We start from the raw sequence: 23,380 nt of genomic DNA on the forward strand, positions 1-23,380 counted from the left end.
GCCGGATTCGTCTGCGAGTTTCACGTCCGTTTCGCTTCCTAGGATTTCACAATGAGCAATAACGCATCTTTCTCGCCGCCCAGCCTGTTGCTCAGTACCATCGGGCTGTCGCTGGCGACGTTCATGCAAGTGCTCGACACCACCATTGCCAACGTCGCCTTGCCGACCATTTCCGGCAACCTGGGCGTCAGTTCGGAGCAGGGCACCTGGGTGATCACGTCGTTCGCGGTGAGCAACGCCATCGCGCTGCCGCTGACCGGCTGGTTGAGCCGCCGGTTTGGCGAGGTGAAGCTGTTTCTGTGGGCAACCATGCTGTTCGTGCTGGCGTCGTTCCTGTGCGGCATTTCCACGTCGATGCCGGAGCTGATCGGCTTCCGCGTGCTCCAGGGCCTGGTGGCCGGGCCTTTGTACCCGATGACCCAGACCCTGCTGATTGCCGTGTATCCGCCCGCCAGGCGGGGGATGGCCCTGGCACTGCTGGCGATGGTCACGGTGGTGGCGCCGATTGCCGGGCCGATCCTGGGGGGCTGGATCACCGACAGCTACAGCTGGCCGTGGATCTTCTTCATCAACGTGCCCATCGGGATTTTCGCGGTGATGGTGGTGCGCCAGCAGCTCAAGGCGCGGCCGGTGGTGACCAGTTATCAGCCGATGGACTACGTCGGGCTGATCACGCTGATCATCGGCGTCGGCGCGCTCCAGGTGATTCTCGACAAGGGCAACGACCTGGATTGGTTCGAGTCGAATTTCATCATCATCGGCGCATTGATTTCCCTGGTTGCCCTGGCGGTGTTCGTGATTTGGGAAATGACCGACCGTCACCCGGTGGTCAATCTCAGGTTGTTCGCCTATCGCAACTTTCGCATCGGCACCATCGTGTTGGTGGGCGGCTATGCCGGGTTCTTCGGCATCAACCTGATCCTGCCGCAATGGTTGCAGACCCAGATGGGCTACACCGCCACCTGGGCCGGGCTGGCTGTGGCGCCCATCGGCATCCTGCCGGTGTTGATGTCGCCCTTCGTCGGCAAGTACGCCCATAAATTCGACCTGCGCTTGCTGGCCGGCTTGGCGTTCCTGGCCATCGGCCTGAGCTGTTTCATGCGCGCCGGGTTCACCAACGAAGTGGACTTCCAACACATTGCCCTGGTGCAACTGTTCATGGGAATCGGGGTGGCCCTGTTCTTCATGCCGACCCTGAGCATCCTGATGTCCGACCTGCCACCGCAGCAGATTGCCGATGGCGCGGGGTTGGCGACGTTCCTGCGGACCCTGGGGGGCAGCTTTGCCGCGTCCCTGACCACCTGGATCTGGATCCGCCGGGCGGACCAGCACCATGCCTACCTGAGCGAGAGCATCAGCACCTTCGACCCGGCCACCCGCGAGGCGCTCAACCAGCTCGGCGGCGCGAACCCACCGGCCTATGCCCAACTCGATCACATTCTCACCAGCCAGGCGTACATGCTCTCCACCGTGGACTACTTCACGCTGCTGGGCTGGGCGTTCATGGGCCTGATCCTGCTGGTGTGGCTGGCGAAGCCGCCGTTTGCGGCGAAGGCGGGGCCGGCGGCCAGCGGGCACTGACTAGCCTGAAACACAATCCGCTGTGGGAGCAAAGCTTGCTCGCGACAGCGGTGTGTCAGTCAACAACCATGCTGGCGGCGATAGTTATCGCGAGCAAGCTTTGCTCCCACAGGCTCGCTCCCACAAAAGGGGTGTGTCTGTCAGTCGGTGGGGGCTGCCAGCTGTGGCGGCGGGGCGACCCCGAACGGCGCCAACGCAAACCCCTGTTCATCCACCTGCAACGCCCAACCCTGCTTGTCCCAATCCCCGAGCACGATGCGCCGGGCGGCGCGTTCGCCGAGTTGCAGCTTATGGATGGCGGGGCGGTGGGTGTGGCCGTGGATCAGGGTCTTCACGCCATATTGCTGCATGATCCGCGGAATTTCCTCGGGGGTGACGTCGACGATGTCGTTGGCTTTCATCCGCACCTGGGTCGTGCTTTCACTGCGCAGCTTGCGCGCCAGCTTCTGGCGACTGCCCAGCGGCAGGTGCCGCAGGATGAACAGGGTGACCGGGTTGCGCAGCCAGCGCCGCAGCTTCATGTAGCCTTCGTCGCGGGTGCAGAGGCTGTCGCCGTGCATCAGCAACACCGGTTCGCCGTTGAACTGCACGACACTCGGGTCCTTGATCAGGGTGCAGCCAGCCGCTTTGCAGAAGGCTTGCCCCAGCATGAAGTCGCGATTGCCATGCATCAGGAAAATGGCCGTGCCGCTGTCGCTGAGTTCGCGCAGGGCCTGGCAGATGGAACGCTGGAACGGCGTCATGGCATCGTCGCCGATCCACGCTTCGAAAAAGTCGCCGAGAATGTACAACGCCTGCGCCGAGCGGGCGCGGGTGGCGAGTAGATCCAGAAACGCCCGGGTGATGTCCGGGCGCTCCTCTTCCAGATGCAGATCTGAAATCAGTAGGATCACTCAATGATCTCGGCTTTCTCGATGATCACGTCGTCCTTCGGAACGTCCTGGTGGCCAGCCTTGGAGGTGGTGGCGACGCCTTCGATCTTGTCGACCACGTCCTGGCCTTCGATCACTTCACCGAACACGGCATAACCCCAGCCCTGGGCGTTCTTGGCGGTGTGGTTGAGGAAGCTGTTGTCGTTGGCATTGATGAAGAACTGTGCCGATGCCGAATGCGGATCCATGGTGCGCGCCATGGCGATGGAGTATTTCTTGTTCGGCAGGCCGTTGTCGGCTTCGTTCTGGATGCTCGGGCGCTTGTCCTTCTTTTCCTGCATGCCAGGCTCGAAACCACCGCCCTGGATCATGAAGCCCTTGATCACGCGGTGGAACACGACGTTCTCGTAGTGACCCTTCTTGACGTACTCAAGGAAGTTTTCAACGGTCTTCGGCGCCTTCTCGGCGTTCAGTTCCAGGACGATGTCGCCGTGGTTGGTGGTCAGTTTGACTTTGCTCATGATGACTACTCTTTCTAGGAATTCGTGGGTTTCGCGGCCCGGAAGCCCGCAACCGGTCCGGCTGTAATCGGCCAGGTTGGGCAGTTTAGCGTGCCAGGCACGAAATTCGAGGCGGTTTTTCACCCAGCGGCCGAATAAATTCAATCGTTTGCCGGCCTGGCCTGTCAGCGGCTTGACAGCATCGGCTATGATACGAGCTTTGATTTATCAGGCCGCACCCGGCCGCGCACTTGTAAGTTCAAGGATCCTATGAGCAAGCCCACTGTCGACCCTACCTCGAATTCCAAGACCGGCCCGGCCGTACCGGTCAATTTCCTGCGCCCGATCATCCAGGCGGACCTGGATTCGGGTAAGCACACGCAGATCGTCACCCGTTTCCCGCCGGAGCCCAACGGCTACCTGCACATCGGCCACGCCAAGTCGATCTGCGTGAACTTCGGCCTGGCCGAGGAGTTCGGTGGCGTCACGCACCTGCGGTTCGACGACACCAACCCGGCCAAGGAAGACCAGGAGTACATCGACGCGATCGAAAGCGACGTCAAGTGGCTGGGTTTCCAATGGTCCGGTGAAGTGCGCTATGCCTCGCAGTATTTCGACCAGTTGCATGACTGGGCTGTCGAACTGATCAAGGCCGGCAAGGCTTACGTCTGCGACCTGACGCCCGAGCAGGCCCGGGAATACCGTGGCAGCCTGACCGAGCCGGGCCGGAACAGCCCGTTCCGTGAGCGCAGCGTGGAGGAGAACCTGGACCTGTTCGCCCGCATGCGCGCCGGCGAGTTCCCGGACGGTGCACGGGTGCTGCGGGCCAAGATCGACATGGCCTCGCCGAACATGAACCTGCGCGACCCGATCATGTATCGCATCCGTCACGCCCATCACCACCAGACCGGTGACAAGTGGTGCATCTACCCGAACTATGACTTCACCCATGGTCAGTCGGACGCCATCGAAGGCATCACCCACTCGATCTGCACCCTGGAGTTCGAAAGCCATCGTCCGTTGTACGAGTGGTTCCTCGAACACCTGCCGGTGCCGGCCACCCCGCGCCAGTACGAATTCAGCCGCCTGAACCTGAACTACACCATCACCAGCAAGCGCAAGCTCAAGCAACTGGTGGATGAACAGCACGTCAACGGCTGGGACGACCCGCGCATGTCGACGCTGTCGGGCTTCCGTCGTCGTGGCTACACGCCGAAATCGATCCGCAATTTCTGCGAAATGGTCGGCACCAACCGTTCCGACGGCGTGGTGGACTTCGGCATGCTGGAATTCAGCATCCGCGAAGACCTGGACCAGAATGCTCCGCGTGCCATGTGCGTGCTGCGTCCGCTGAAGGTCGTCATCACCAATTACCCGGAAGGCCAGGTCGAGAACCTCGAACTGCCGTGCCACCCGAAAGAAGACATGGGCGTGCGCGTACTGCCGTTCGCCCGGGAAATCTACATCGACCGTGAAGACTTCATGGAAGAGCCGCCAAAAGGCTACAAGCGCCTGGAACCGGCTGGTGAAGTCCGCCTGCGCGGCAGCTACGTGATCCGTGCCGACGAAGCGATCAAGGACGCCGATGGCAACATCGTCGAGCTGCGTTGCTCGTACGATCCCGACACCCTGGGCAAGAACCCGGAGGGTCGCAAGGTCAAGGGTGTGATCCACTGGGTGCCGGCCGCCGCCAGCGTCGAATGCGAAGTGCGCCTGTACGATCGTCTGTTCCGTTCGCCGAACCCGGAAAAGGCCGAGGACAGCGCCAGCTTCCTGGACAACATCAACCCTGATTCCCTGCAAGTACTCACCGGTTGTCGTGCCGAACCCTCGCTGGGCAACGCACAGCCGGAAGACCGTTTCCAGTTCGAGCGCGAAGGCTACTTCTGCGCGGATATCAAGGACTCGAAACCCGGTGCTCCGGTCTTCAACCGTACCGTGACCTTGCGCGATTCCTGGGGTCAGTGATCAAGTCTTAAGGGAAACCCTGTGCTTACGATCTACAACACGCTCACCAAGAGCAAAGAAGTCTTCAAGCCGCTGGATGGCAACAAGGTGCGCATGTACGTGTGCGGCATGACCGTGTACGACTATTGCCACCTGGGCCACGGCCGCAGCATGGTCGCCTTCGACCTGGTGACCCGCTGGCTGCGTTTCAGCGGTTATGACCTGACGTATGTGCGCAACATCACCGACATCGACGACAAGATCATCAACCGCGCCAACGAGAATGGCGAGTCGTTCGAGGCATTGACCGAGCGCATGATCGCGGCGATGCACGAGGACGAGGCGCGCCTCAATATCCTCAAGCCGGATATGGAACCGCGGGCCACCGATCATATCCCTGGTATGCACGCGATGATCCAGACCCTGATCGACAAGGGTTATGCCTACGCACCGGGCAATGGCGACGTGTACTACCGCGTCGGCAAGTTCATGGGCTACGGCAAGCTGTCGCGCAAGAAGATCGAAGACCTGCGCATCGGCGCGCGGATCGAAGTCGGCGAGTCGAAACAGGACCCGCTGGATTTCGTGCTGTGGAAAGCCGCCAAGCCGGGTGAGCCGAGCTGGGATTCGCCGTGGGGCAAGGGCCGTCCGGGCTGGCACATCGAATGCTCGGTGATGTCCACCTGCTGCCTGGGCGAGACCTTCGACATTCATGGCGGCGGCAGCGACCTGGAGTTCCCGCACCACGAAAACGAGATCGCCCAGAGCGAAGCGGCCACTGGCAAGACCTACGCCAACGCGTGGATGCATTGCGGCATGATCCGGATCAATGGCGAGAAGATGTCCAAGTCCTTGAACAACTTCTTCACCATCCGCGACGTGCTTGACAAGTACCACCCCGAGGTCGTGCGTTATTTGCTGGTGTCGAGTCACTACCGCAGCGCCATCAACTACTCGGAAGACAACCTCAAGGACGCCAAGGGCGCCCTGGAGCGTTTCTACCACGCATTGAAAGGCCTGCCGAACGTAGCGGCCGCCGGTGGCGAGGCGTTCGTGGCGCGGTTTACCGAGGTGATGAACGACGACTTCGGTACGCCGGAAGCCTGCGCGGTGCTGTTCGAGATGGTGCGCGAGGTCAACCGCCTGCGTGAGAGCGATCTCGATGCGGCGGCGGGCCTGGCGGCGCGCTTGAAGGAACTGGCCAGCGTCCTGGGCGTGCTGCAGCTCGAAGCGGACGACTTCCTCCAGGCCGGTGCCGAAGGCCGTGTGGACGCTGCCGAGGTCGAGGCATTGATCCAGGCGCGCCTGACCGCGCGGGCCAATAAGGATTGGGCCGAATCCGACCGCATCCGCGACCAGCTCACCGCCATGGGCGTGGTACTGGAAGATGGGAAGGGCGGCACGACCTGGCGCTTGGCTGACTGACGATTAACTGTGGGAGTGAGCCTGCTCGCGATGGCGTCAGGTCAGTCAACACCTTCGTTGAATGCTGAACCGCTATCGCGAGCAGGCTCGCTCCCACATTGTCTCGGGTTGAACCCGGCCCCACGTACACCCCCGACCTGTGGGAGCGAGCCTGCTCGCGATGGCGTCAGATCAATCAACACCTTCGTTGAATGCTGAGCCGCTATCGCAAGCAAGCCCGCCCCCACAATTTTTTGTGTCCAGCCCACCGATCTTTCTTTTATGAGCTAGTACTGTCAGGTCGATCCGACGTTCTCTCTGACGGGTACCTTCCATGTTGGCTCATTGGTCTCTCGCGGCAATTCATCTTTTGGCGTTCGCCCTCGGCTTGTGGGCGGTGCTCACCCGCGGCACGGCGCTGCGACGCCTGGCCGGTGGTGCGGATGCGGTTCGAAACGTATTGATGGCGGATAACGTGTGGGGCCTGTCGGCTCTGGTCCTGCTGGTGACCGGAGGGATGCGCGCTTTCGGCGGCTATGAAAAGGGCTCGGACTATTACCTGCATCAGCCCCTGTTCCACCTGAAGATGACCTTGCTCCTGCTGATCCTGCTACTCGAACTCGTGCCGATGATCACCTTGATCAAATGGCGGGTGGCGCTGGGCAAAGGGACGACGATCGATGCTTCAAGGGCCGGCCGTCTGGCCCGGATCAGCCACATCGAAGCCTTGCTGCTGATGTTAATGGTGATCGCCGCCACTGGCATGGCCCGAGGCGTGAGCTTCGGCTGAGCAGCACGAACGCCCGCTTCACCGCCATTAAAACGAAACGTCCGACAGCCATGCTACGAGTCATGGCATTAATATCGGTTCACAGGCTGGACGGAAAAGCAGGGGCGGGGTAATGCGGGGGAGGCGCGGGCGGCCTGAATCTTTAGCCAGCCATTGCGATGATGCAAACGGGCTGGCTACGGACCGCTGCAAGGCTCAGGGAGTTTGCGGCTTGTCGGGGGCAGTCAGGCCCGCCTGAATGCGCTGATAAATCTCTTCCCGATGCACGGCGACGTTTTTCGGGGCATTGATGCCGATGCGGACCTGTTGGCCGCTAACGCCCAGAATGGTGATCGTGATGTCGTCACCAATGTTTATGCTTTCACCGACTTTGCGGGTGAGTATCAGCATGGTGTTCTCCTTGATTACTTTATTAGGGCACCTGATTCAGACAGTGCAGATGTCGGTACTGCTTATAGATTAGTGCTAAGTGTCACAATGTGGGTGCCTCTTTCTGACGTGCAGATGCAGCATTAATTCCCAGGGTGCGACTATACAGAGAGACCGGGCAGGATTCTCGTGTTTTGCGTACTGTTTGCGGGGTTCTTGGTGGATGTGAGTGCTAAAATCCTTCCCTCATGTCTTCCTGAGGAAACGTTGTGCGTAAATTGGCTTGGGTTATCGCGGTGTTGATGCTGGCCGGATGTGGCGATGGGCGTGAAGTCGAAGCGCCGAAGCCGAAGCCATCCGCGACCTCCGCACCGGCAGTCGCTGCCGCGCCGCAATGGGGAGTCGAGGTTCGGGGCGAGACGCCGCAGGCTGTCAGCGACCTGACCGGATGGCTGATCGAGCACAGCTTCATGTCGAGCGTGGTTCGGGAAAATGGCAAGGAACGGGTCCTGGTCGGACCGTTCAGCTCCAGGGCCGAGGCCGAGGCCAAGCAGGAGCAGGTCACTGCCGCCCTGGTTCGGGCCAAGAAACGCAACATCGAGACGCAGGTGGTGGATTTCCCGACGGCTCAATGATCGTATGAACAAAACCTGTGGGAGCGTCGGACGAGCGCTATCGCCATACAGAGTGACTTCTGCATCGACTGATTCACCGCTATCGTGAGCAGGCTCGCTCCCACAGTTGCTTTGTGTTGTTCACGAATGTGCGGTCAGCCGCAGGCTTTCAGATCCACCGGGCCCACGAACTCGTTTCCACGTCCCATGACACAGGCCACGCTCTGGTTGCGCTGGCGCTCCCAGCTTTCCACCGGGTAGGTCTTGTCCCAGGCTTCGTACAGGCGTCGGTCCTGTTTCGACAGCTGCAGGCCATATTGCTTGCTCATGTAGAAATACGTCCGGGCGATCATTCCCCGGATGGAAGGGCGGGGCATGACTTTCTTCGCCTTGAAATCCACCTGGGTCAGGCATGAGCCGTATTGACCCTTCTGCACCGGCAGCCAGCCGAAGCTGAAGTTGTTCCGGTCACCGTTCACTTCGCCGATGCTGGGCACCAGGTTGTGAAGGTCGGCTTCAGCCCGTTGATAGACCGGATCGTAGCGGGTGCAGTTCTTGCGCCCACCTTGTTGCCAGCATTGGCGCTGATGACCGATCTGCCACGCCGGAACGATGTGCTCCCACTCGATACGGGCGGCGCGACTGGCATTCTTGCGCGGTACATAACCACAGGCCGCCAGGTTGACGCGATTGCCAGTGTACTTGCAGCCGCAATAGAACTCGGTGGATTGCGGGGCATAGAGTTTCCAGGCGACTTTCTTGGCTTCGTTGAAGGTGCGAGGAGCCCCGGCCTGGGCGCCTGTGGCGATAAGCACAAGCAGTAAAGCAACACAGCGGACTTTCATCGGACTCAATCTTCCTTCGGCACAACCCAGAAAACCTGCACACCACCGTCGTCGCGATAGGCGAGGGTCACGTTGTCGTTCTCGTCGATTTCTTCCAGCAGGCGCTCCCATTCCTCCATGGGTTCGTCGGGAAGGCGAAAGATCAGGGCTGCCTTGGCTTTTTGTGCGGTAGGGGCGTTGATGATTTTCGAGACCCGCAGGCCGAGTTTTGTATAGGAATCTAAGGGGGTAGTTGCAGCGGAGGGCGTGGCCACAGGATTATCCTTATTAAGCTGTACGTGCATACAGTATTTAACCGTAGGCATTTACGCAACTGCTTAAAATTCAAGAAAATCGTCTGACAGCGCTTTTGACGTTTTGGTGTGGGAAAAAATGAATATTTATCGCCGGGACCGAGAAGCTGACCGCGGTGACTTCAAGTACTCTGTTCAACCCGATGGGTTCGAAGCGATGACATGATCCGAGACCCTGCGAACACAACCGCAACGTTGACAAATCCCCAAAGCCTTACCATAGTTCACTTCACGCAAACGTTTGCGCGGCGTTCCGTGCACTGATTTGCTCACAATAATCATAAGATCGGAGTGAACCCATGAAGTTGCCATTCGCTGGACGCCTTCTCGCTGTCGCCATGCTCGCGGCCGCATCCACTGCATTGCCGTTCTCCTCGGCATTCGCCCAGGCCGCTGAAAAACCCAAGGTCGCCCTGGTCATGAAATCCCTGGCCAACGAATTCTTCCTGACCATGGAAGATGGCGCCAAGGCCTATCAGAAGGAACACTCCGCCGATTTCGACCTGATCTCCAACGGGATCAAGGATGAAACCGACACCGCCAACCAGATCCGCATCGTCGAGCAGATGATCGTGTCCAAGGTCGACGCCCTCATCATTGCGCCTGCCGATTCCAAGGCCATGGTGCCGGTGATCAAGAAAGCCGTCGACGCCGGTATCACGGTGATCAACATCGACAACCAACTCGACCCTGCCGTGGTCAAGAGCAAGAACATCAATGTGCCGTTCGTAGGCCCGGACAACCGCAAGGGTGCGCGCCTGGTCGGTGAATACCTGGCCAAGCAACTCAAGGCCGGTGACGAGGTCGGCATCATCGAAGGCGTGTCCACCACCACCAATGCCCAGGCGCGGACCGCGGGCTTCAAGGATGCAATGGAAGCGGCGCAGGTCAAGGTCGTGTCCCTGCAATCGGGCGATTGGGAAATCAACAAGGGCAATCAGGTCGCTGCGTCGATGCTCAGCGAATACCCGAACATCAAGGCGTTGCTGGCCGGTAACGACAGCATGGCAGTCGGCGCGGTATCCGCGGTGCGCGCTGCGGGCAAGGCCGGCAAGGTGCAAGTGGTCGGCTACGACAACATCAATGCCATCAAACCAATGCTCAAGGACGGTCGTGTCCTGGCGACCGCCGACCAGTTTGCTGCCAAGCAGGCGGTCTTCGGTATCGAGACGGCCCTGAAGATCCTCAAGGGCGAGAAAGTCGATAGTGGTGCCAATGGCGTGATCGAAACGCCGGTCGAGCTGGTTACGAAGTAATCGTCCTGACGATGTAGTGGTGCTCGCCCATCCGGGCGAGCACGTGGAGAGTCTTTATGTCCGTTTTCGACCCGAACGCTGTCCTGACCGTCAGTGGCATCGGTAAAACCTATGCCCAGCCGGTACTGAGCGACATCGACCTGACGTTGATGCGCGGTGAAGTGCTGGCGCTGACCGGTGAAAATGGCGCCGGTAAAAGTACCCTGTCCAAGATCATCGGTGGGCTGGTGACACCGACGACCGGGCAGATGCAATTCCAGGGGCAGGACTATCGCCCCGGCAGCCGTACCCAGGCTGAAGAGCTGGGCGTGCGGATGGTGATGCAGGAACTCAACCTGCTGCCGACCCTGTCCGTGGCCGAAAACCTGTTCCTCGATAACCTGCCCAGTCGCGGCGGCTGGATCAGCCGCAAGCAGTTGCGCAAGGCTGCCATGGAAGCCATGGCCCAGGTAGGGCTCGACGCAATCGATCCCGACACCCTGGTCGGCGAGCTGGGCATCGGTCACCAGCAGATGGTCGAGATCGCCCGCAACCTGATTGGCGATTGCCATGTGCTGATTCTCGACGAACCGACCGCCATGCTGACGGCGCGCGAGGTCGAGATGCTGTTCGAACAGATCACCCGCCTGCAGGCCCGGGGCGTTTCGATCATCTACATTTCCCATCGCCTCGAAGAACTGGCACGGGTCGCCCAGCGCATTGCGGTGCTGCGCGACGGTAACCTGGTCTGCGTCGAGCCGATGGCCAATTACAACAGCGAGCAGTTGGTGACGCTGATGGTCGGTCGGGAGCTGGGCGAGCATATCGACCTGGGGCCACGGCAGATCGGCGCGCCGGCCCTGACCGTCAAAGGCCTGAGCCGTTCCGACAAGGTCCGCGATGTGTCCTTCGAAGTCCGCAGTGGCGAGATATTCGGCATCTCCGGCCTGATCGGGGCAGGGCGCACCGAACTGCTGCGACTGATCTTCGGCGCCGATGCGGCCGACAGCGGTACCGTTGCATTGGGTTCGCCGGCCACCGTCGCCAACATCCGTTCGCCGGCCGATGCGGTGGCCCATGGCATTGCCTTGATCACCGAGGACCGCAAGGGCGAGGGTTTGCTATTGACCCAATCCATTGCCGCCAACATTGCCTTGGGTAACATGCCGGAGATTTCCAGTGCCGGTATCGTCAACGGCAATGACGAACTGTCCCTGGCCCGGCGGCAGATCGATGCCATGCGCATCCGCAGTTCCAGCCCGACACAGCTGGTGTCCGAGCTGTCGGGCGGCAATCAGCAGAAGGTGGTGATCGGCCGCTGGCTCGAACGCGATTGCTCGGTGCTGTTGTTCGACGAGCCGACCCGTGGTATCGACGTCGGCGCGAAATTCGACATCTATGCGTTGCTCGGCGAGTTGACCCGCCAGGGCAAGGCGCTGGTTGTGGTGTCCAGCGACCTGCGGGAACTGATGCTGATCTGTGACCGGATCGGCGTGCTGTCCGCCGGCCGCTTGATCGACACCTTCGAGCGCGACAGCTGGACCCAGGATGACTTGCTTGCCGCCGCATTCGCCGGCTACCAGAAACGTGACGCGTTGCTCAACGAAGCGACGCCTAGGGAATTTTCATGAAAACCGCATCTGCCGTCAGCAAGCCGAGTGGCAACTTCTATGGCCTCGGCACCTACCTGGGCCTGGCCGGCGCGCTGCTGGCCATGGTCGCGCTGTTCTCGGTCCTGAGCAGCCACTTCCTTTCCTATGACACGTTCAGCACCCTGGCGAACCAGATTCCCGACCTCATGGTGCTGGCGGTCGGTATGACGTTCATCCTGATCATCGGTGGCATCGACCTGTCGGTGGGCTCGGTGTTGGCGTTGGCGGCCTCGACGGTCAGCGTCGCAGTGCTCGGCTGGGGCTGGAGCGTCTGGCCATCGGCCTTACTGGGCATGGCCGTGGCGGCGCTGGCGGGGACCGTTACCGGTTCGATCACCGTGGCGTGGCGGATTCCATCGTTCATCGTCTCCCTTGGCGTGCTGGAAATGGCCCGTGGCCTCGCGTACCAGATGACCGGGTCCCGGACGGCTTATATCGGCGACTCCTTCGCCTGGCTATCCAACCCGATCGCGTTCGGTATTTCACCGTCCTTCATCATTGCCTTGCTGGTGATCTTCATTGCCCAGGCCGTGCTGACCCGTACGGTATTCGGCCGCTACCTGATCGGCATCGGCACCAACGAAGAAGCGGTGCGCCTGGCCGGTATCAATCCGAAGCCCTACAAGATCCTGGTATTCAGCCTGATGGGCTTGCTGGCCGGCGTGGCGGCGCTGTTCCAGATTTCCCGCCTGGAGGCGGCGGACCCGAACGCGGGCTCAGGGCTCGAACTGCAGGTCATCGCCGCGGTGGTGATCGGTGGTACCAGCCTGATGGGCGGGCGCGGTTCGGTCATCAGCACGTTCTTTGGCGTGTTGATCATCTCCGTGCTGGCAGCGGGCCTGGCGCAGATCGGCGCGACAGAACCGACCAAGCGCATCATTACCGGTGCGGTGATCGTGGTCGCGGTGGTGCTGGATACCTACCGCAGCCAGCGCGCCAGCCGGCGGTCCTGAGCCATGGCGACGATCAAGGATGTAGCGGCGCTCGCGGGGATTTCCTACACGACGGTGTCCCATGTCGTGAACAAGACCCGGCCGGTCAGCGAAGAGGTACGACTCAAGGTCGAGGCGGCGATCCAGCGTCTCGACTATGTACCCAGCGCAGTGGCTCGTTCGCTCAAGGCCAAGACCACGGCGACCATCGGCCTGCTGGTGCCCAACAGCCTCAACCCCTACTTTGCCGAGTTGGCCCGGGGCATTGAGGATTACTGCGAGCGCAACGGTTATTGCGTGATCCTGTGCAATTCCGACGACAACCCGGACAAGCAGCGCAGTTACCTGCGGGTGCTGCTGGAAAAACGTATTGACGGCCTGATCGTCGCTTCCGCCGGTGGCGACGTCGGCCTGGCGCAAGGCTTGAAAGGTGTGCGCACGCCCATGGTCATCGTCGACCGCGGGCTGGACGGCGTCGATGCGGACCTGGTGCGCATCGATCACGAATACGGTGCGTACCTGGCAACCCGACACCTGCTGGAGTTGGGGCACCGCGATATCGCTTTTATCGGTGGGCCGGCGGACACCAGTGTGGCGCAGATGCGCCTGGCCGGTTACTGCCGTGCGCTGAAGGAGGCGGGGATTGAACTGCCTGTCGAGCGTATGCTCGAAAGCGATTTCACCAGCACCGGCGGCTATCGCGCCGCAGCCGAATTGCTTGAACAGCAGCCACCCAGTGCGATTTTTGCGGCCAACGACATGATCGGCATCGGTGTGCTGCGAGCCGCCGCCGAGCGCAATGTGCGGGTGCCCAGCGAACTGTCGGTCATCGGTTTCGACGATATTCAGATGAGCCGTTATGTCTACCCGGCGCTGACCACGGTGGGGCAATCGATCCTGCAACTTGGCGAGATGGCGGCGGAAGTGCTGTTGCGGCGGATCGCCACGCCCGGGCTGGTCACCGATCAACGGATCGTGACGCCCAGCATTGTCTTGCGGGAGTCGACCGCGCCGCTGTCAGGCGCATTCGCCCAGTACCGCTGAACCGAATGGATGAGTAGTGACGTATGTCTGCAAAAGTAGTGGTAATAGGCAGCCTGAACATGGACCTGGTGACCCGCGCGCCGCGTCTGCCCCGGGGCGGTGAAACGCTGATCGGCGAGTCGTTCTCCACCATTGCGGGGGGCAAGGGTGCCAACCAGGCGGTAGCCGCCGCGCGCCTGGGGGCTCAGGTCTCCATGGTCGGTTGTGTGGGCAGCGATGCCTATGGCCAGGAGTTGCGAGGCGCGCTGCTGGCCGAAGGCATCGATTGCCAGGCCGTCAGTGTCGTGGAGGGGGCCAGCGGTGTGGCGCTGATCGTGGTCGATGACAACAGCCAGAATGCGATTGTCATCGTCGCCGGTGCCAATGGTGCGCTCACGCCTGAGGTACTGGACGGCTTCGACAAGGTGCTGCAAGGCGCCGATGTCATCATCTGCCAGCTTGAAGTACCGGATGCCACGGTCGGCCATGCGCTCAAGCGCGGCCGCGAGTTGGGCAAGATCGTCATCCTCAACCCGGCGCCGGCTTCCCGTGCGCTGCCGACCGACTGGTACGCGTGTGTCGACTATCTGATTCCCAACGAAAGCGAAGCCGCCATGCTGAGCGGGCTGGCGGTGGATTCCCTGGAAACCGCCGAAGCGGCCGCGGCGCAGTTGATCGCCGCGGGTGCCGGCAAGGTGGTCGTGACGCTGGGCGCCCAGGGGCTGATGTTCGCCAACGGCTCGAGCTTCGAACACTTCCCGGCGCCGCGGGTCAAGGCTGTGGACACCACAGCGGCGGGGGATACCTTTGTCGGTGGTTTCGCGGCGGCCCTCGCCAATGGAAAAAGCGAAGTCGACGCGATTCGCTTCGGTCAGGTCGCCGCGGCGCTGTCGGTCACCCGCGTCGGGGCCCAGCCCTCCATCCCCACATTGCTGGAAGTACAGGCTTTCAAATCATGAAAAAGACACCCTTGCTGAATGTGGCCCTCTCACGACTGATCGCCTCCCTCGGCCATGGCGATAAGGTGGTCATCGGTGACGCCGGGCTACCGGTCCCTCCCGGGGTCGAGTTGATCGACCTGGCTCTGACCCATGGCATCCCGGATTTCGTCAGTACCCTGAAAGTGGTGCTCAGTGAAATGCAGGTGGAAAGCCATGTGCTGGCCACTGAAATATTCGATAAACAGCCAGCGGCCCTGTCGACGCTCGAGTCGTTGCAGGCCGAAGGTGCAATGGGGACGCGTGAGCTGGTCAGTCATGAGCAATTCAAGGTCCTCAGCCGACAAGCTCGAGCGATTGTTCGCACAGGAGAATGCTCTCCGTACTGCAACGTTGTACTGATTGCTGGAGTAACCTTCTAAAACCCCGCACAAGGAGTGCACCATGCACCGCTATGCTCAGAAAATGCATCAACTGTTCCGGAGTCTGCTGCTGTTGTCACTGATCACCGCTACGAGCGCCCAGGCGGCGGAAAAAATCGATCTGATCATCGACACCGATCCCGGGGCCGACGATGTGGTTGCCTTGTTGTTCGCCCTGGCATCCCCTGAAGAACTGCAGATCCGCGCGCTGACCACCGTTGCCGGCAACGTGCGCCTGGACAAAACCTCCCGCAACGCTCGCCTGGCCCGGGAGTGGGCAGGGCGCGAAGAGGTGCCGGTATACGCCGGTGCGCCGAAGCCGATGATGCGCACGCCGATCTACGCGGAAAACATCCATGGCAAGGAAGGCCTGTCGGGTGTCACCGTCCATGAGCCGAAAAAAGGCTTGGCCAAGGGTAACGCCGTCAACTACCTGATCGACACCCTCAAGGCCGCCAAGCCCCACAGCATCACCATTGCCATGCTCGGTCCGCAGACCAACCTGGCCCTGGCGCTGATCCAGGAGCCGGACATCGTCCAGGGCATCAAGGAAGTGGTGATCATGGGCGGTGCGCACTTCAATGGCGGCAACATTACGCCGGTGGCTGAATTCAATCTGTTCGCCGACCCACAGGCGGCGGAAGTGGTCGCCAAGAGCGGTGTGAAGCTGACCTACCTGCCGCTGGACGTGACTCACAAGATCCTCACCAGTGACGCTCGCCTCAAGCAGATCGCGGCCGTGAACAACAATGCCAGCAAGCTGGTGGGCGATATCCTCAACGAGTACGTCAAGGGCGATATGGAACACTACGGCATGTCGGGTGGGCCGGTGCATGACGCGACGGTGATTGCCTACCTGCTCAAGCCGCAGCTGTTCACCGGTCGCTCGGTCAACGTCGTGGTGGACAGCCGCGAGGGGCCGACTTTCGGCCAGACCATCGTGGATTGGTATGACGGCCTGAAGGCGCCGAAGAATGCATTCTGGGTGGAAAACGGCGATGCCCAGGGCTTCTTCGACCTGTTGACCGAGCGTCTGGCACGTCTCAAGTAACCTGCCTCAAGCACAAGACCTGTGGGAGCGAGCCCGCTCGCGATAGGATCGTCAGTCGACAATAGGTTGGCTGGTCCGCCGCCATCGCGAGCAAGCTCGGCTCCCACAGGTGCTGTGTGTCGCCTCAATCCGTGGCCTCGACGACGCTTGGGTAGCGCTCGAATGCCTGCTGGATGAAATTCCGGGCCACTTCCGTCCCCAGTTCCTTCACCAACAGCTCTATACCGATGATTGCCAGTTCCTCGGGGCTGCCAGGGCTGTAGGAGCTGTGGCCCTCCGACCATTTGGCCTTGATGGTGGCTTCGATGCTGATGATGCTCATGGCAAGGGCTCGCGGGGTGGGAGGTCTGTAGATTGAGTTAACCACTTTTGCCCTGGGTTTGGCACTGCGACTTAGGCATTGGGGGAGGGCTGTGCGACACTTGTTTTTTGGATTGTTCAAGGAACCCTGCCGTGCAGATCGATTTGAACGCGCCTGACGGGCTGACCCTCGACGCCGTCCGCCAGTTGCTGGCATCGGCCAGCGATGACGAACACACCCAATTGCGCGTGACCAAGGGTGGTATTGCCTACCTGTCTTCGGGCGTGGTGGGGGGAACCGACATCAATGGCCTGCTGTTTCGACTTGAGACGTGGGCAAAGGGCTCGGGTTATGTCGGGCGAGTCGCTGCCAGTGATGAGGTCTGGGTGATGCAGATCTATAACGCGCTGAAAGACAATTGGCCGAATCCGCCCTTCGACTACATTGATGTTTATTGAGCGCTGAACATATTCAGTCACGATTCATGTCTGACCAGCGGTGCGGGCTCAGGCAAACTGCCGGTTTTCCAAGTGGAAGAGCGGGGCGCCGGCCTTCTACTGAAACCAAGCTTCGTTTGGGTTGTCGCACGCTCTCTGTTTATTGATCAACGAAAGGAGGCTTCATGCCTTGGAAGCTCGCGTCATTGGGTATTTTGCTGGCCGCCGGATTCCTGCACGGTTGCAGCAGCGCTGAATCGTCCCCTGATCCGGTTGCCGCCGAGACTCATTACGATCGCTGCGAAGCGAAGGGCGCCGAGTTTGCCATCGGCAAACAGGCCTCGCCGCAATTGCTGGAACAGGCCCGCACCCGTTCCGGCGCGCAGATTGCCCGGATCCTCAAGCCCAACGACATGGTGACGCTTGAGTACCGATCCGATCGCCTGAATCTCAATACCGACGCTAACCTGGTGGTCAATCGGGTGAACTGCGGCTGACTGCCCTGGAGCAGGAGGATCATTCCCATGCTCCCCGTGGGAATGCAGCCAGGGACGCCTTGCGTCCCAACAGCCGCCCATAAAAAACCCCGTCACATGGACGGGGTTTTTTAGCGCACCGAGAAATTACTCTGGGCGAACTTGTGCAGCTTGCATACCCTTTTGGCCTTTCTCAGCCACGAAGGAAACGGTCTGGCCTTCTTTCAGGCTTTTGAAACCGTCGCTTTCGATAGCTTTGAAGTGTACGAACAGGTCGTCACCGCCACCTTGAGGAGTGATGAAGCCGAAGCCTTTTTCATCGTTGAACCATTTAACGGTGCCGGTTTGGCGATTAGACATGGTGTATCTCCAAGAAACATATATTTTCAGTAGTGCTGTGCTGCTCAGGCCAACTGGGCACACCCGGGTATCATAGTCGAAATGTTCGATTTGGGAGCCCCCCGGACGTGCTGTTTGCCGAACAGTCGTCTTTTCTTTACTGCCTAATCCCGCTGTAAGCCCCGGTTTTAAAGGGTTTCAGCCAAAAGTAAAGGCGATAAAAAAAGCTGTAAAACCTGCAAAATTCGTCTGAAAAAAGGCAAATTCGGGGTTTTTCATGGGCTCAAGGCAGTCTTGAAAGGCCTGTCCGCTCATTTTTTCTTCGAGGGGGTGGCCTTGCATTTGGCGATCTGTCCGAGCGCCTTTTGCTGCAATTCCACGGGCGCCTTGTTGTCCATCAGGGCCTGGATATCGGCGGCCGGGTAGGACTTGATCGCATCGGCGCCACAGGCACAGTGGGATTTGGCCGCCGCCGCGCCGATCTGGGGCGTGGCCGCCTGAGTGCACTGGGCCATGTATTTCTCACGCTCGCCTTTTGGCCAGTCGGCGTGGGCGGTCAGCGGGAGCAGCAGGGCGAAGGGGGCGACTGCTGCCAATAACGTGTTCAGACGCATGCTGGGATGCTCCTTTTGGGTCGATGTATTGTTATCAGAGGTATTGCGGGGCGTTTCAGTTCAGCACTCTGGCATAAAAACCAGGGGTTTACGCTTGTTGCCGAACAAGGCCCGTGGGAGCAAAGCTTGCTCGCGATGGTAGGGCGGGCGGGCCTGAAACATTGTGGTCGGCTGTTATACCTGATCGCGAGCAAGCTTTGCTCCACAGTTGCAATTCGAGCACGGCGATGACCGTTCATCTGTGCTAGCATGCCGGGCTCGGGTATTTTCAGGCACCGGATGACGACAGGTCCCGGAAGCGGCAAATGTTCGAATAACCCTGATTTGAATCCCAGTCACTCTGGTTCGGTTTCCCGGTTGGCCGCAAGGCTCCTGCCGCTGTAAGGCAGGCGTTCATGATTGAATGGCCTGGACTGGATCTTGTACTGGCTCATCCCAACCCACGTGACCTTTGGTAGGGGTCACCACTAGGAGAGGAGGCGCCATGCCAACTATTACTCTTCCCGACGGCAGTCAACGTTCATTCGATCATCCGGTATCCGTAGCCGAGGTCGCCGCATCCATTGGTGCCGGCCTGGCCAAGGCCACCCTGGCCGGCAAGGTCAACGGCAAACTGGTGGATGCCAGTGATGTCATCGACAGCGACGCCACGCTGCAAATCATTACCCCCAAGGATGAAGAGGGACTGGAGATCATTCGCCACTCCTGCGCTCACCTGGTCGGCCATGCGGTCAAGCAGCTGTACCCGAGCGCGAAGATGGTCATCGGGCCGGTCATCGACGAAGGCTTCTATTACGACATCGCCTTCGAGCGTCCTTTTACCCCGGACGACATGGCCGCCATCGAACAGCGCATGCAGCAGTTGATCGAGAAAGATTACGACGTCATCAAGAAAGTCACTCCTCGCGCCGAGGTCATCGAAGTCTTCAAGGCCCGTGGCGAGGACTACAAGCTGCGTCTGGTGGAAGACATGCCAGACGAGCAGGCCATGGGCCTGTACTACCACGAAGAATACGTCGACATGTGCCGCGGTCCGCACGTGCCGAATACCCGTTTCCTGAAGTCCTTCAAGCTGACCAAGCTGTCCGGCGCCTACTGGCGTGGCGACGCGAAGAACGAGCAGTTGCAGCGCGTCTACGGCACTGCCTGGGCCGACAAGAAGCAGCTGGCGGCCTACATCCAGCGCATCGAGGAAGCCGAGAAGCGCGATCACCGCAAGATCGGCAAGCGCCTGGGCCTGTTCCATACCCAGGAAGAATCCCCGGGCATGGTGTTCTGGCACCCTAACGGCTGGACGATGTACCAGGTGCTCGAGCAGTACATGCGTCAAGTCCAGCGTGAGAACGGCTATCTGGAAATCAAGACGCCGCAAGTGGTGGACCGCAGCCTGTGGGAGAAGTCCGGGCACTGGGCCAACTACGCCGACAACATGTTCACCACCCAGTCGGAAAACCGCGACTACGCCATCAAGCCGATGAACTGCCCATGCCACGTGCAGGTGTTCAACCAGGGCCTGAAAAGCTACCGCGAGCTGCCGATGCGCCTGGCCGAGTTCGGTGCGTGCCACCGTAACGAGCCGTCAGGTGCGCTGCACGGCATCATGCGCGTGCGTGCGTTTACCCAGGACGATGCCCACATTTTCTGCACCGAAGAGCAGATGCAGGCTGAATCCGCTGCGTTCATCAAGCTGACCATGGACGTCTACCGGGACTTCGGCTTCACCGAAGTCGAGATGAAGCTGTCCACTCGTCCGGAAAAACGCGTCGGCTCCGACGAGTTGTGGGATCGCGCCGAAGCCGCACTGGCCGCTGCCCTCGACAGCGCGGGCCTGGCGTACGACCTGCAGCCGGGAGAAGGGGCTTTCTACGGTCCGAAGATCGAATTCTCCCTGAAAGATTGTCTGGGTCGCGTCTGGCAATGTGGTACCTTGCAGCTCGATTTCAACCTGCCGATCCGTCTGGGCGCCGAATACGTGTCCGAAGACAACAGTCGCAAGCACCCGGTCATGCTTCACCGCGCGATCCTCGGTTCCTTCGAGCGTTTCGTCGGGATTCTGATCGAGCATTACGAGGGTGCGTTCCCAGCGTGGCTGGCGCCGACCCAGGCAGTGATCATGAATATCACTGATAAACAGGCAGATTTTGCCGCCGAGGTCGAAAAAACTCTCAACCAAAGCGGATTTCGTGCCAAGTCTGACTTGAGAAATGAAAAGATCGGCTTTAAAATCCGCGAGCATACCTTGCTCAAGGTTCCCTATCTCTTGGTTATTGGAGATCGGGAGGTCGAGATGCAGACTGTCGCTGTGCGTACTCGTGAAGGTGCTGACCTGGGCTCGATGCCCGTCGCCGAATTCGCCGAGTTCCTCGCACAAGCGGTTTCCCGGCGTGGTCGCCCAGATTCGGAGTAATTATTATTAAGCGTGAAATGAGACAAGATAAACGAGCTGCACCGAAGGCCCCGATCAACGAGAATATCTCGGCACGCGAGGTTCGGTTAATTGGCGCTGACGGCGAGCAGATTGGCATCGTCTCGATTGATGAAGCGCTTCGTATTGCTGAAGAAGCCAAGCTTGATCTGGTGGAAATTTCCGCGGACGCAGTCCCACCCGTTTGCCGGGTGATGGACTACGGCAAGTCGATCTTCGAGAAGAAGAAGCAGATTGCCGCGGCGAAGAAAAACCAGAAGCAGATTCAGGTAAAAGAAATCAAGTTTCGTCCAGGGACGGAGGAAGGGGATTACCAGGTAAAACTGCGCAACCTGGTACGTTTCCTGAGTGACGGGGACAGGGCCAAGGTATCCTTGCGATTCCGCGGCCGTGAGATGGCCCACCAGGAGCTGGGGATGGAACTTCTCAAGCGGGTTGAACAAGACCTGCTCGAGTACGGTTCGGTCGAACAGCATCCTAAGATGGAAGGACGCCAGCTGATCATGGTCATCGCCCCGAAAAAGAAGAAGTAATCACCAGGGCACGGCAGGCCTTGCGATTATGTTTATCAACTGAATGCGGAGTATCCGAACATGCCAAAGATGAAAACCAAAAGTGGTGCTGCCAAGCGGTTTCTGAAAACTGCTAACGGCATCAAGCACAAGCACGCTTTCAAGAGCCACATCCTGACCAAAATGTCGACCAAGCGTAAGCGTCAACTGCGCGGTAGCAGCTTGCTGCATCCGTCTGACGTGGCAAAAGTCGAGCGCATGCTGCGCCTTCGTTAATTTTTGGATCAAGAATAGAGGAAGTAACTCATGGCTCGTGTAAAGCGTGGCGTCATTGCCCGTAAGCGTCACAAGAAAATTATGAAACTTGCTAAAGGCTACTACGGTGCGCGTTCCCGCGTATTCCGTGTTGCCAAGCAAGCCGTAATCAAGGCAGGCCAATACGCCTACCGTGACCGTCGTCAGAAAAAACGTCAGTTCCGCGCTCTGTGGATCGCTCGTATCAATGCTGGTGCTCGTACCAACGGCCTGTCCTACAGCCGTTTGATCGCTGGCCTGAAAAAGGCGTCCATCGAGATCGACCGTAAGGTTCTGGCTGATCTGGCAGTGAACGAAAAAGCGGCGTTTGCTGCGATTGTCGAGAAAGCTAAAGCCACCTTGGCTTAAGTACCCCCGGCAGTCACCGGGGTCCACCTCTGTGGGCCCAGGTGTTAAACGTCATGAATAGGGGAAGAGCCTTAAAGCTCTTCCCCTATTTCGTATCTGGAGTCTGTACATGGAAAACCTGGATGCGCTGGTCTCTCAAGCACTAGAGGCTGTGCAAAGCGCTGAAGATATCAATGCCCTGGAGCAAATCCGGGTTCACTACCTTGGCAAGAAGGGCGAGTTGACTCAGGTGATGAAGACCCTGGGGAACCTGCCGGCCGAAGAGCGTCCGCAAGTCGGTGCGCTGATCAACGTCGCCAAGGAACGTGTCACAGAAGTCCTCAATGCGCGCAAGGCGTTGTTCGAGGAGGCGGACCTGGCTGCCAAGCTCGCCGCCGAGTCCATCGACGTGACCCTGCCTGGCCGTGGCCAGGCCTCCGGCGGCCTGCACCCGGTGACCCGGACCCTGGAACGCGTCGAGCAGTTCTTCACCCGCATCGGCTACGGCATCGCCGAGGGCCCTGAGGTCGAAGACGACTACCACAACTTCGAAGCGCTCAACATCCCAGGCCATCACCCGGCCCGGTCGATGCACGATACCTTCTATTTCAATGCGAACATGCTGCTGCGCACCCATACCTCGCCGGTACAGGTCCGCACCATGGAATCGAAAAAGCCGCCGATCCGCATCGTCTGCCCAGGCCGTGTGTACCGTAGCGACTCGGATATCACCCACTCGCCGATGTTCCACCAGGTCGAAGGCCTGCTGGTCGATCGCGACATCAATTTCGCCGACCTCAAAGGCACCATCGAAGAGTTCCTGCGGGTGTTCTTCGAGAAAGAACTGGCCGTGCGTTTCCGCCCTTCGTACTTCCCATTCACCGAGCCATCGGCTGAAGTCGACATGGAATGCGTGATGTGCAGCGGCAAGGGCTGCCGGGTCTGCAAGCAGACTGGCTGGCTGGAAGTCATGGGCTGCGGCATGGTTCACCCGAACGTGCTGCGCATGTCCGGGATCGATCCGGAAGAGTTCTCGGGGTTTGCTTTCGGCATGGGCGTCGAGCGCCTGGCCATGCTGCGTTACGGGGTGAATGACTTGCGCCTGTTCTTCGACAACGACTTGCGGTTCCTTGCGCAATTTCGCTAGGTCGCGGGTCCGTAACGAA

General features: G+C 59.9%; 27 protein-coding genes. 19 read left to right on the top strand and 8 right to left on the bottom strand.

Annotation, left to right across the window (positions count from 1 at the left end):
- Positions 1-51 precede the first annotated feature (51 nt).
- Entirely contained in the window at positions 52-1,581 is a 1,530-nt protein-coding gene (locus N005_RS07745) for a DHA2 family efflux MFS transporter permease subunit (protein WP_047700650.1), read from the top strand.
- Between the two features lie 140 nt (positions 1,582-1,721).
- Here the strand turns inward: N005_RS07745 and N005_RS07750 are convergent, their stop codons facing one another.
- The gene (locus N005_RS07750; protein ID WP_047700651.1) at positions 1,722-2,474 is read right to left on the bottom strand and encodes a UDP-2,3-diacylglucosamine diphosphatase; all 753 of its coding nucleotides are present in this window, start codon (positions 2,472-2,474) and stop codon (positions 1,722-1,724) included.
- Positions 2,471-2,974 carry a peptidylprolyl isomerase gene (locus N005_RS07755; RefSeq protein ID WP_047700652.1) on the bottom strand — a complete coding sequence of 168 codons (504 nt, stop codon included), beginning with the start codon at positions 2,972-2,974 and terminating at the stop codon, positions 2,471-2,473. The genes N005_RS07750 and N005_RS07755 overlap by 4 nt, the downstream gene beginning before the upstream one ends.
- A gap of 249 nt (positions 2,975-3,223) precedes the next feature.
- Between N005_RS07755 and N005_RS07760 the strand changes: the two genes are divergently transcribed.
- The 3 genes from N005_RS07760 to N005_RS07770 all read left to right on the top strand — a co-directional run bounded on the left by N005_RS07760 (position 3,224) and on the right by N005_RS07770 (position 7,094).
- Positions 3,224-4,921 (top strand): glutamine--tRNA ligase/YqeY domain fusion protein, encoded by a 1,698-nt coding sequence (locus N005_RS07760; protein ID WP_047700653.1) that lies wholly within the window; start codon positions 3,224-3,226, stop codon positions 4,919-4,921.
- 21 nt (positions 4,922-4,942) lie between these two features.
- Positions 4,943-6,325, top strand: a complete 1,383-nt coding sequence (cysS, locus tag N005_RS07765) for a cysteine--tRNA ligase (protein ID WP_047700654.1) — start codon at positions 4,943-4,945, stop codon at positions 6,323-6,325.
- Between the two features lie 313 nt (positions 6,326-6,638).
- Entirely contained in the window at positions 6,639-7,094 is a 456-nt protein-coding gene (locus N005_RS07770) for a DUF2214 family protein (protein ID WP_047700655.1), read from the top strand.
- Between the two features lie 195 nt (positions 7,095-7,289).
- Here the strand turns inward: N005_RS07770 and csrA are convergent, their stop codons facing one another.
- On the bottom strand, positions 7,290-7,484 hold the full coding sequence (gene csrA, locus N005_RS07775; protein ID WP_003179932.1) for a carbon storage regulator CsrA: 195 nt from the start codon (positions 7,482-7,484) through the stop codon (positions 7,290-7,292).
- 248 nt (positions 7,485-7,732) lie between these two features.
- Here csrA and N005_RS07780 point away from each other — a divergent pair, with 248 nt between their 5' ends.
- Positions 7,733-8,098, top strand: a complete 366-nt coding sequence (locus N005_RS07780) for an SPOR domain-containing protein (RefSeq protein ID WP_047700656.1) — start codon at positions 7,733-7,735, stop codon at positions 8,096-8,098.
- A gap of 134 nt (positions 8,099-8,232) precedes the next feature.
- Here N005_RS07780 and N005_RS07785 read toward each other — a convergent pair whose 3' ends face one another.
- Positions 8,233-8,922 (bottom strand): endonuclease, encoded by a 690-nt coding sequence (locus tag N005_RS07785; RefSeq protein ID WP_047700657.1) that lies wholly within the window; start codon positions 8,920-8,922, stop codon positions 8,233-8,235.
- A gap of 5 nt (positions 8,923-8,927) precedes the next feature.
- A complete protein-coding gene (locus N005_RS07790; RefSeq protein WP_052126365.1) occupies positions 8,928-9,227 on the bottom strand; it encodes a DUF1654 domain-containing protein in 300 nt (99 codons plus the stop codon).
- A gap of 287 nt (positions 9,228-9,514) precedes the next feature.
- On the opposite strand from N005_RS07790, the gene N005_RS07795 reads away from it, so the two are divergent.
- From N005_RS07795 to N005_RS07825, 7 genes are read left to right on the top strand one after another with little or no spacing between them, the layout of a single operon-like run.
- Entirely contained in the window at positions 9,515-10,471 is a 957-nt protein-coding gene (locus tag N005_RS07795) for a sugar ABC transporter substrate-binding protein (RefSeq protein ID WP_047700658.1), read from the top strand.
- A gap of 56 nt (positions 10,472-10,527) precedes the next feature.
- Positions 10,528-12,081, top strand: a complete 1,554-nt coding sequence (locus N005_RS07800) for a sugar ABC transporter ATP-binding protein (RefSeq protein WP_047700659.1) — start codon at positions 10,528-10,530, stop codon at positions 12,079-12,081.
- Positions 12,078-13,055 (top strand): ABC transporter permease, encoded by a 978-nt coding sequence (locus N005_RS07805; protein WP_041024377.1) that lies wholly within the window; start codon positions 12,078-12,080, stop codon positions 13,053-13,055. Before N005_RS07800 ends, N005_RS07805 begins: the two co-directional genes overlap by 4 nt.
- Positions 13,056-13,058: 3 nt before the next feature.
- The gene (locus tag N005_RS07810) at positions 13,059-14,078 is read left to right on the top strand and encodes a LacI family DNA-binding transcriptional regulator (protein WP_047700660.1); all 1,020 of its coding nucleotides are present in this window, start codon (positions 13,059-13,061) and stop codon (positions 14,076-14,078) included.
- Positions 14,079-14,101: 23 nt separating this feature from the next.
- Positions 14,102-15,016 carry a ribokinase gene (rbsK, locus tag N005_RS07815; protein ID WP_047700661.1) on the top strand — a complete coding sequence of 305 codons (915 nt, stop codon included), beginning with the start codon at positions 14,102-14,104 and terminating at the stop codon, positions 15,014-15,016.
- Positions 15,013-15,417, top strand: coding sequence for a D-ribose pyranase (rbsD, locus tag N005_RS07820; RefSeq protein WP_047700662.1), 405 nt, complete (start codon positions 15,013-15,015; stop codon positions 15,415-15,417). The genes rbsK and rbsD overlap by 4 nt, the downstream gene beginning before the upstream one ends.
- A 22-nt stretch (positions 15,418-15,439) precedes the next feature.
- Complete coding sequence (locus N005_RS07825) at positions 15,440-16,468, top strand: nucleoside hydrolase (protein WP_047700663.1); 1,029 nt, start codon at positions 15,440-15,442, stop codon at positions 16,466-16,468.
- Positions 16,469-16,592: 124 nt separating this feature from the next.
- On the opposite strand, the gene N005_RS07830 is transcribed toward N005_RS07825, so the two are convergent.
- Positions 16,593-16,790, bottom strand: coding sequence for a hypothetical protein (locus N005_RS07830; RefSeq protein WP_047700664.1), 198 nt, complete (start codon positions 16,788-16,790; stop codon positions 16,593-16,595).
- A gap of 131 nt (positions 16,791-16,921) precedes the next feature.
- Here N005_RS07830 and N005_RS07835 point away from each other — a divergent pair, with 131 nt between their 5' ends.
- Positions 16,922-17,227 (top strand): hypothetical protein, encoded by a 306-nt coding sequence (locus N005_RS07835; RefSeq protein WP_047700665.1) that lies wholly within the window; start codon positions 16,922-16,924, stop codon positions 17,225-17,227.
- A gap of 164 nt (positions 17,228-17,391) precedes the next feature.
- Positions 17,392-17,703 (top strand): I78 family peptidase inhibitor, encoded by a 312-nt coding sequence (locus N005_RS07840; RefSeq protein ID WP_047700666.1) that lies wholly within the window; start codon positions 17,392-17,394, stop codon positions 17,701-17,703.
- Positions 17,704-17,829: 126 nt separating this feature from the next.
- Here the strand turns inward: N005_RS07840 and N005_RS07845 are convergent, their stop codons facing one another.
- Both N005_RS07845 and N005_RS07850 read right to left on the bottom strand, forming a co-directional pair.
- Complete coding sequence (locus N005_RS07845) at positions 17,830-18,042, bottom strand: cold-shock protein (RefSeq protein WP_003179963.1); 213 nt, start codon at positions 18,040-18,042, stop codon at positions 17,830-17,832.
- A 290-nt stretch (positions 18,043-18,332) separates the two neighbouring features.
- On the bottom strand, positions 18,333-18,635 hold the full coding sequence (locus tag N005_RS07850) for a hypothetical protein (RefSeq protein ID WP_047700667.1): 303 nt from the start codon (positions 18,633-18,635) through the stop codon (positions 18,333-18,335).
- Between the two features lie 484 nt (positions 18,636-19,119).
- Between N005_RS07850 and thrS the strand changes: the two genes are divergently transcribed.
- From thrS to pheS, 5 genes are all read left to right on the top strand, one after another.
- Positions 19,120-21,042 carry a threonine--tRNA ligase gene (gene thrS, locus N005_RS07855; protein WP_047700668.1) on the top strand — a complete coding sequence of 641 codons (1,923 nt, stop codon included), beginning with the start codon at positions 19,120-19,122 and terminating at the stop codon, positions 21,040-21,042.
- The gene (gene infC, locus N005_RS07860; RefSeq protein WP_169432615.1) at positions 21,042-21,593 is read left to right on the top strand and encodes a translation initiation factor IF-3; all 552 of its coding nucleotides are present in this window, start codon (positions 21,042-21,044) and stop codon (positions 21,591-21,593) included. The genes thrS and infC overlap by 1 nt, the downstream gene beginning before the upstream one ends.
- A gap of 60 nt (positions 21,594-21,653) precedes the next feature.
- Positions 21,654-21,848, top strand: coding sequence for a 50S ribosomal protein L35 (gene rpmI, locus N005_RS07865; protein ID WP_002553160.1), 195 nt, complete (start codon positions 21,654-21,656; stop codon positions 21,846-21,848).
- A gap of 30 nt (positions 21,849-21,878) precedes the next feature.
- On the top strand, positions 21,879-22,235 hold the full coding sequence (gene rplT / locus N005_RS07870) for a 50S ribosomal protein L20 (RefSeq protein ID WP_024779372.1): 357 nt from the start codon (positions 21,879-21,881) through the stop codon (positions 22,233-22,235).
- Positions 22,236-22,344: 109 nt separating this feature from the next.
- On the top strand, positions 22,345-23,361 hold the full coding sequence (gene pheS / locus N005_RS07875) for a phenylalanine--tRNA ligase subunit alpha (RefSeq protein WP_047700669.1): 1,017 nt from the start codon (positions 22,345-22,347) through the stop codon (positions 23,359-23,361).
- The last annotated feature ends 19 nt before the right edge of the window (positions 23,362-23,380 follow it).

The sequence above is a fragment of the Pseudomonas mediterranea CFBP 5447 genome (assembly GCF_000774145.1).
In the GTDB taxonomy this organism is placed as follows: Bacteria; Pseudomonadota; Gammaproteobacteria; order Pseudomonadales; family Pseudomonadaceae; genus Aquipseudomonas; species Aquipseudomonas mediterranea.

What these genes read in the sequence shown, in the direction of transcription:
- N005_RS07755 (WP_047700652.1), bottom strand. Translation starts at nt 2,974, where the DNA reads ATGAGCAAAGTCAAACTGACCACCAACCACGGCGACATCGTCCTGGAA.
- N005_RS07805 (WP_041024377.1), top strand. Translation starts at nt 12,078, where the DNA reads ATGAAAACCGCATCTGCCGTCAGCAAGCCGAGTGGCAACTTCTATGGC.
- rbsK (WP_047700661.1), top strand. Translation starts at nt 14,102, where the DNA reads ATGTCTGCAAAAGTAGTGGTAATAGGCAGCCTGAACATGGACCTGGTG.
- N005_RS07810 (WP_047700660.1), top strand. Translation starts at nt 13,059, where the DNA reads ATGGCGACGATCAAGGATGTAGCGGCGCTCGCGGGGATTTCCTACACG.
- N005_RS07850 (WP_047700667.1), bottom strand. Translation starts at nt 18,635, where the DNA reads ATGCGTCTGAACACGTTATTGGCAGCAGTCGCCCCCTTCGCCCTGCTG.
- N005_RS07760 (WP_047700653.1), top strand. Translation starts at nt 3,224, where the DNA reads ATGAGCAAGCCCACTGTCGACCCTACCTCGAATTCCAAGACCGGCCCG.
- N005_RS07845 (WP_003179963.1), bottom strand. Translation starts at nt 18,042, where the DNA reads ATGTCTAATCGCCAAACCGGCACCGTTAAATGGTTCAACGATGAAAAA.
- rplT (WP_024779372.1), top strand. Translation starts at nt 21,879, where the DNA reads ATGGCTCGTGTAAAGCGTGGCGTCATTGCCCGTAAGCGTCACAAGAAA.
- thrS (WP_047700668.1), top strand. Translation starts at nt 19,120, where the DNA reads ATGCCAACTATTACTCTTCCCGACGGCAGTCAACGTTCATTCGATCAT.
- N005_RS07770 (WP_047700655.1), top strand. Translation starts at nt 6,639, where the DNA reads ATGTTGGCTCATTGGTCTCTCGCGGCAATTCATCTTTTGGCGTTCGCC.
- N005_RS07800 (WP_047700659.1), top strand. Translation starts at nt 10,528, where the DNA reads ATGTCCGTTTTCGACCCGAACGCTGTCCTGACCGTCAGTGGCATCGGT.
- rpmI (WP_002553160.1), top strand. Translation starts at nt 21,654, where the DNA reads ATGCCAAAGATGAAAACCAAAAGTGGTGCTGCCAAGCGGTTTCTGAAA.
- rbsD (WP_047700662.1), top strand. Translation starts at nt 15,013, where the DNA reads ATGAAAAAGACACCCTTGCTGAATGTGGCCCTCTCACGACTGATCGCC.
- N005_RS07825 (WP_047700663.1), top strand. Translation starts at nt 15,440, where the DNA reads ATGCACCGCTATGCTCAGAAAATGCATCAACTGTTCCGGAGTCTGCTG.
- pheS (WP_047700669.1), top strand. Translation starts at nt 22,345, where the DNA reads ATGGAAAACCTGGATGCGCTGGTCTCTCAAGCACTAGAGGCTGTGCAA.
- N005_RS07790 (WP_052126365.1), bottom strand. Translation starts at nt 9,227, where the DNA reads ATGCCTACGGTTAAATACTGTATGCACGTACAGCTTAATAAGGATAAT.
- N005_RS07840 (WP_047700666.1), top strand. Translation starts at nt 17,392, where the DNA reads ATGCCTTGGAAGCTCGCGTCATTGGGTATTTTGCTGGCCGCCGGATTC.
- N005_RS07830 (WP_047700664.1), bottom strand. Translation starts at nt 16,790, where the DNA reads ATGAGCATCATCAGCATCGAAGCCACCATCAAGGCCAAATGGTCGGAG.
- csrA (WP_003179932.1), bottom strand. Translation starts at nt 7,484, where the DNA reads ATGCTGATACTCACCCGCAAAGTCGGTGAAAGCATAAACATTGGTGAC.
- N005_RS07745 (WP_047700650.1), top strand. Translation starts at nt 52, where the DNA reads ATGAGCAATAACGCATCTTTCTCGCCGCCCAGCCTGTTGCTCAGTACC.
- N005_RS07785 (WP_047700657.1), bottom strand. Translation starts at nt 8,922, where the DNA reads ATGAAAGTCCGCTGTGTTGCTTTACTGCTTGTGCTTATCGCCACAGGC.
- N005_RS07795 (WP_047700658.1), top strand. Translation starts at nt 9,515, where the DNA reads ATGAAGTTGCCATTCGCTGGACGCCTTCTCGCTGTCGCCATGCTCGCG.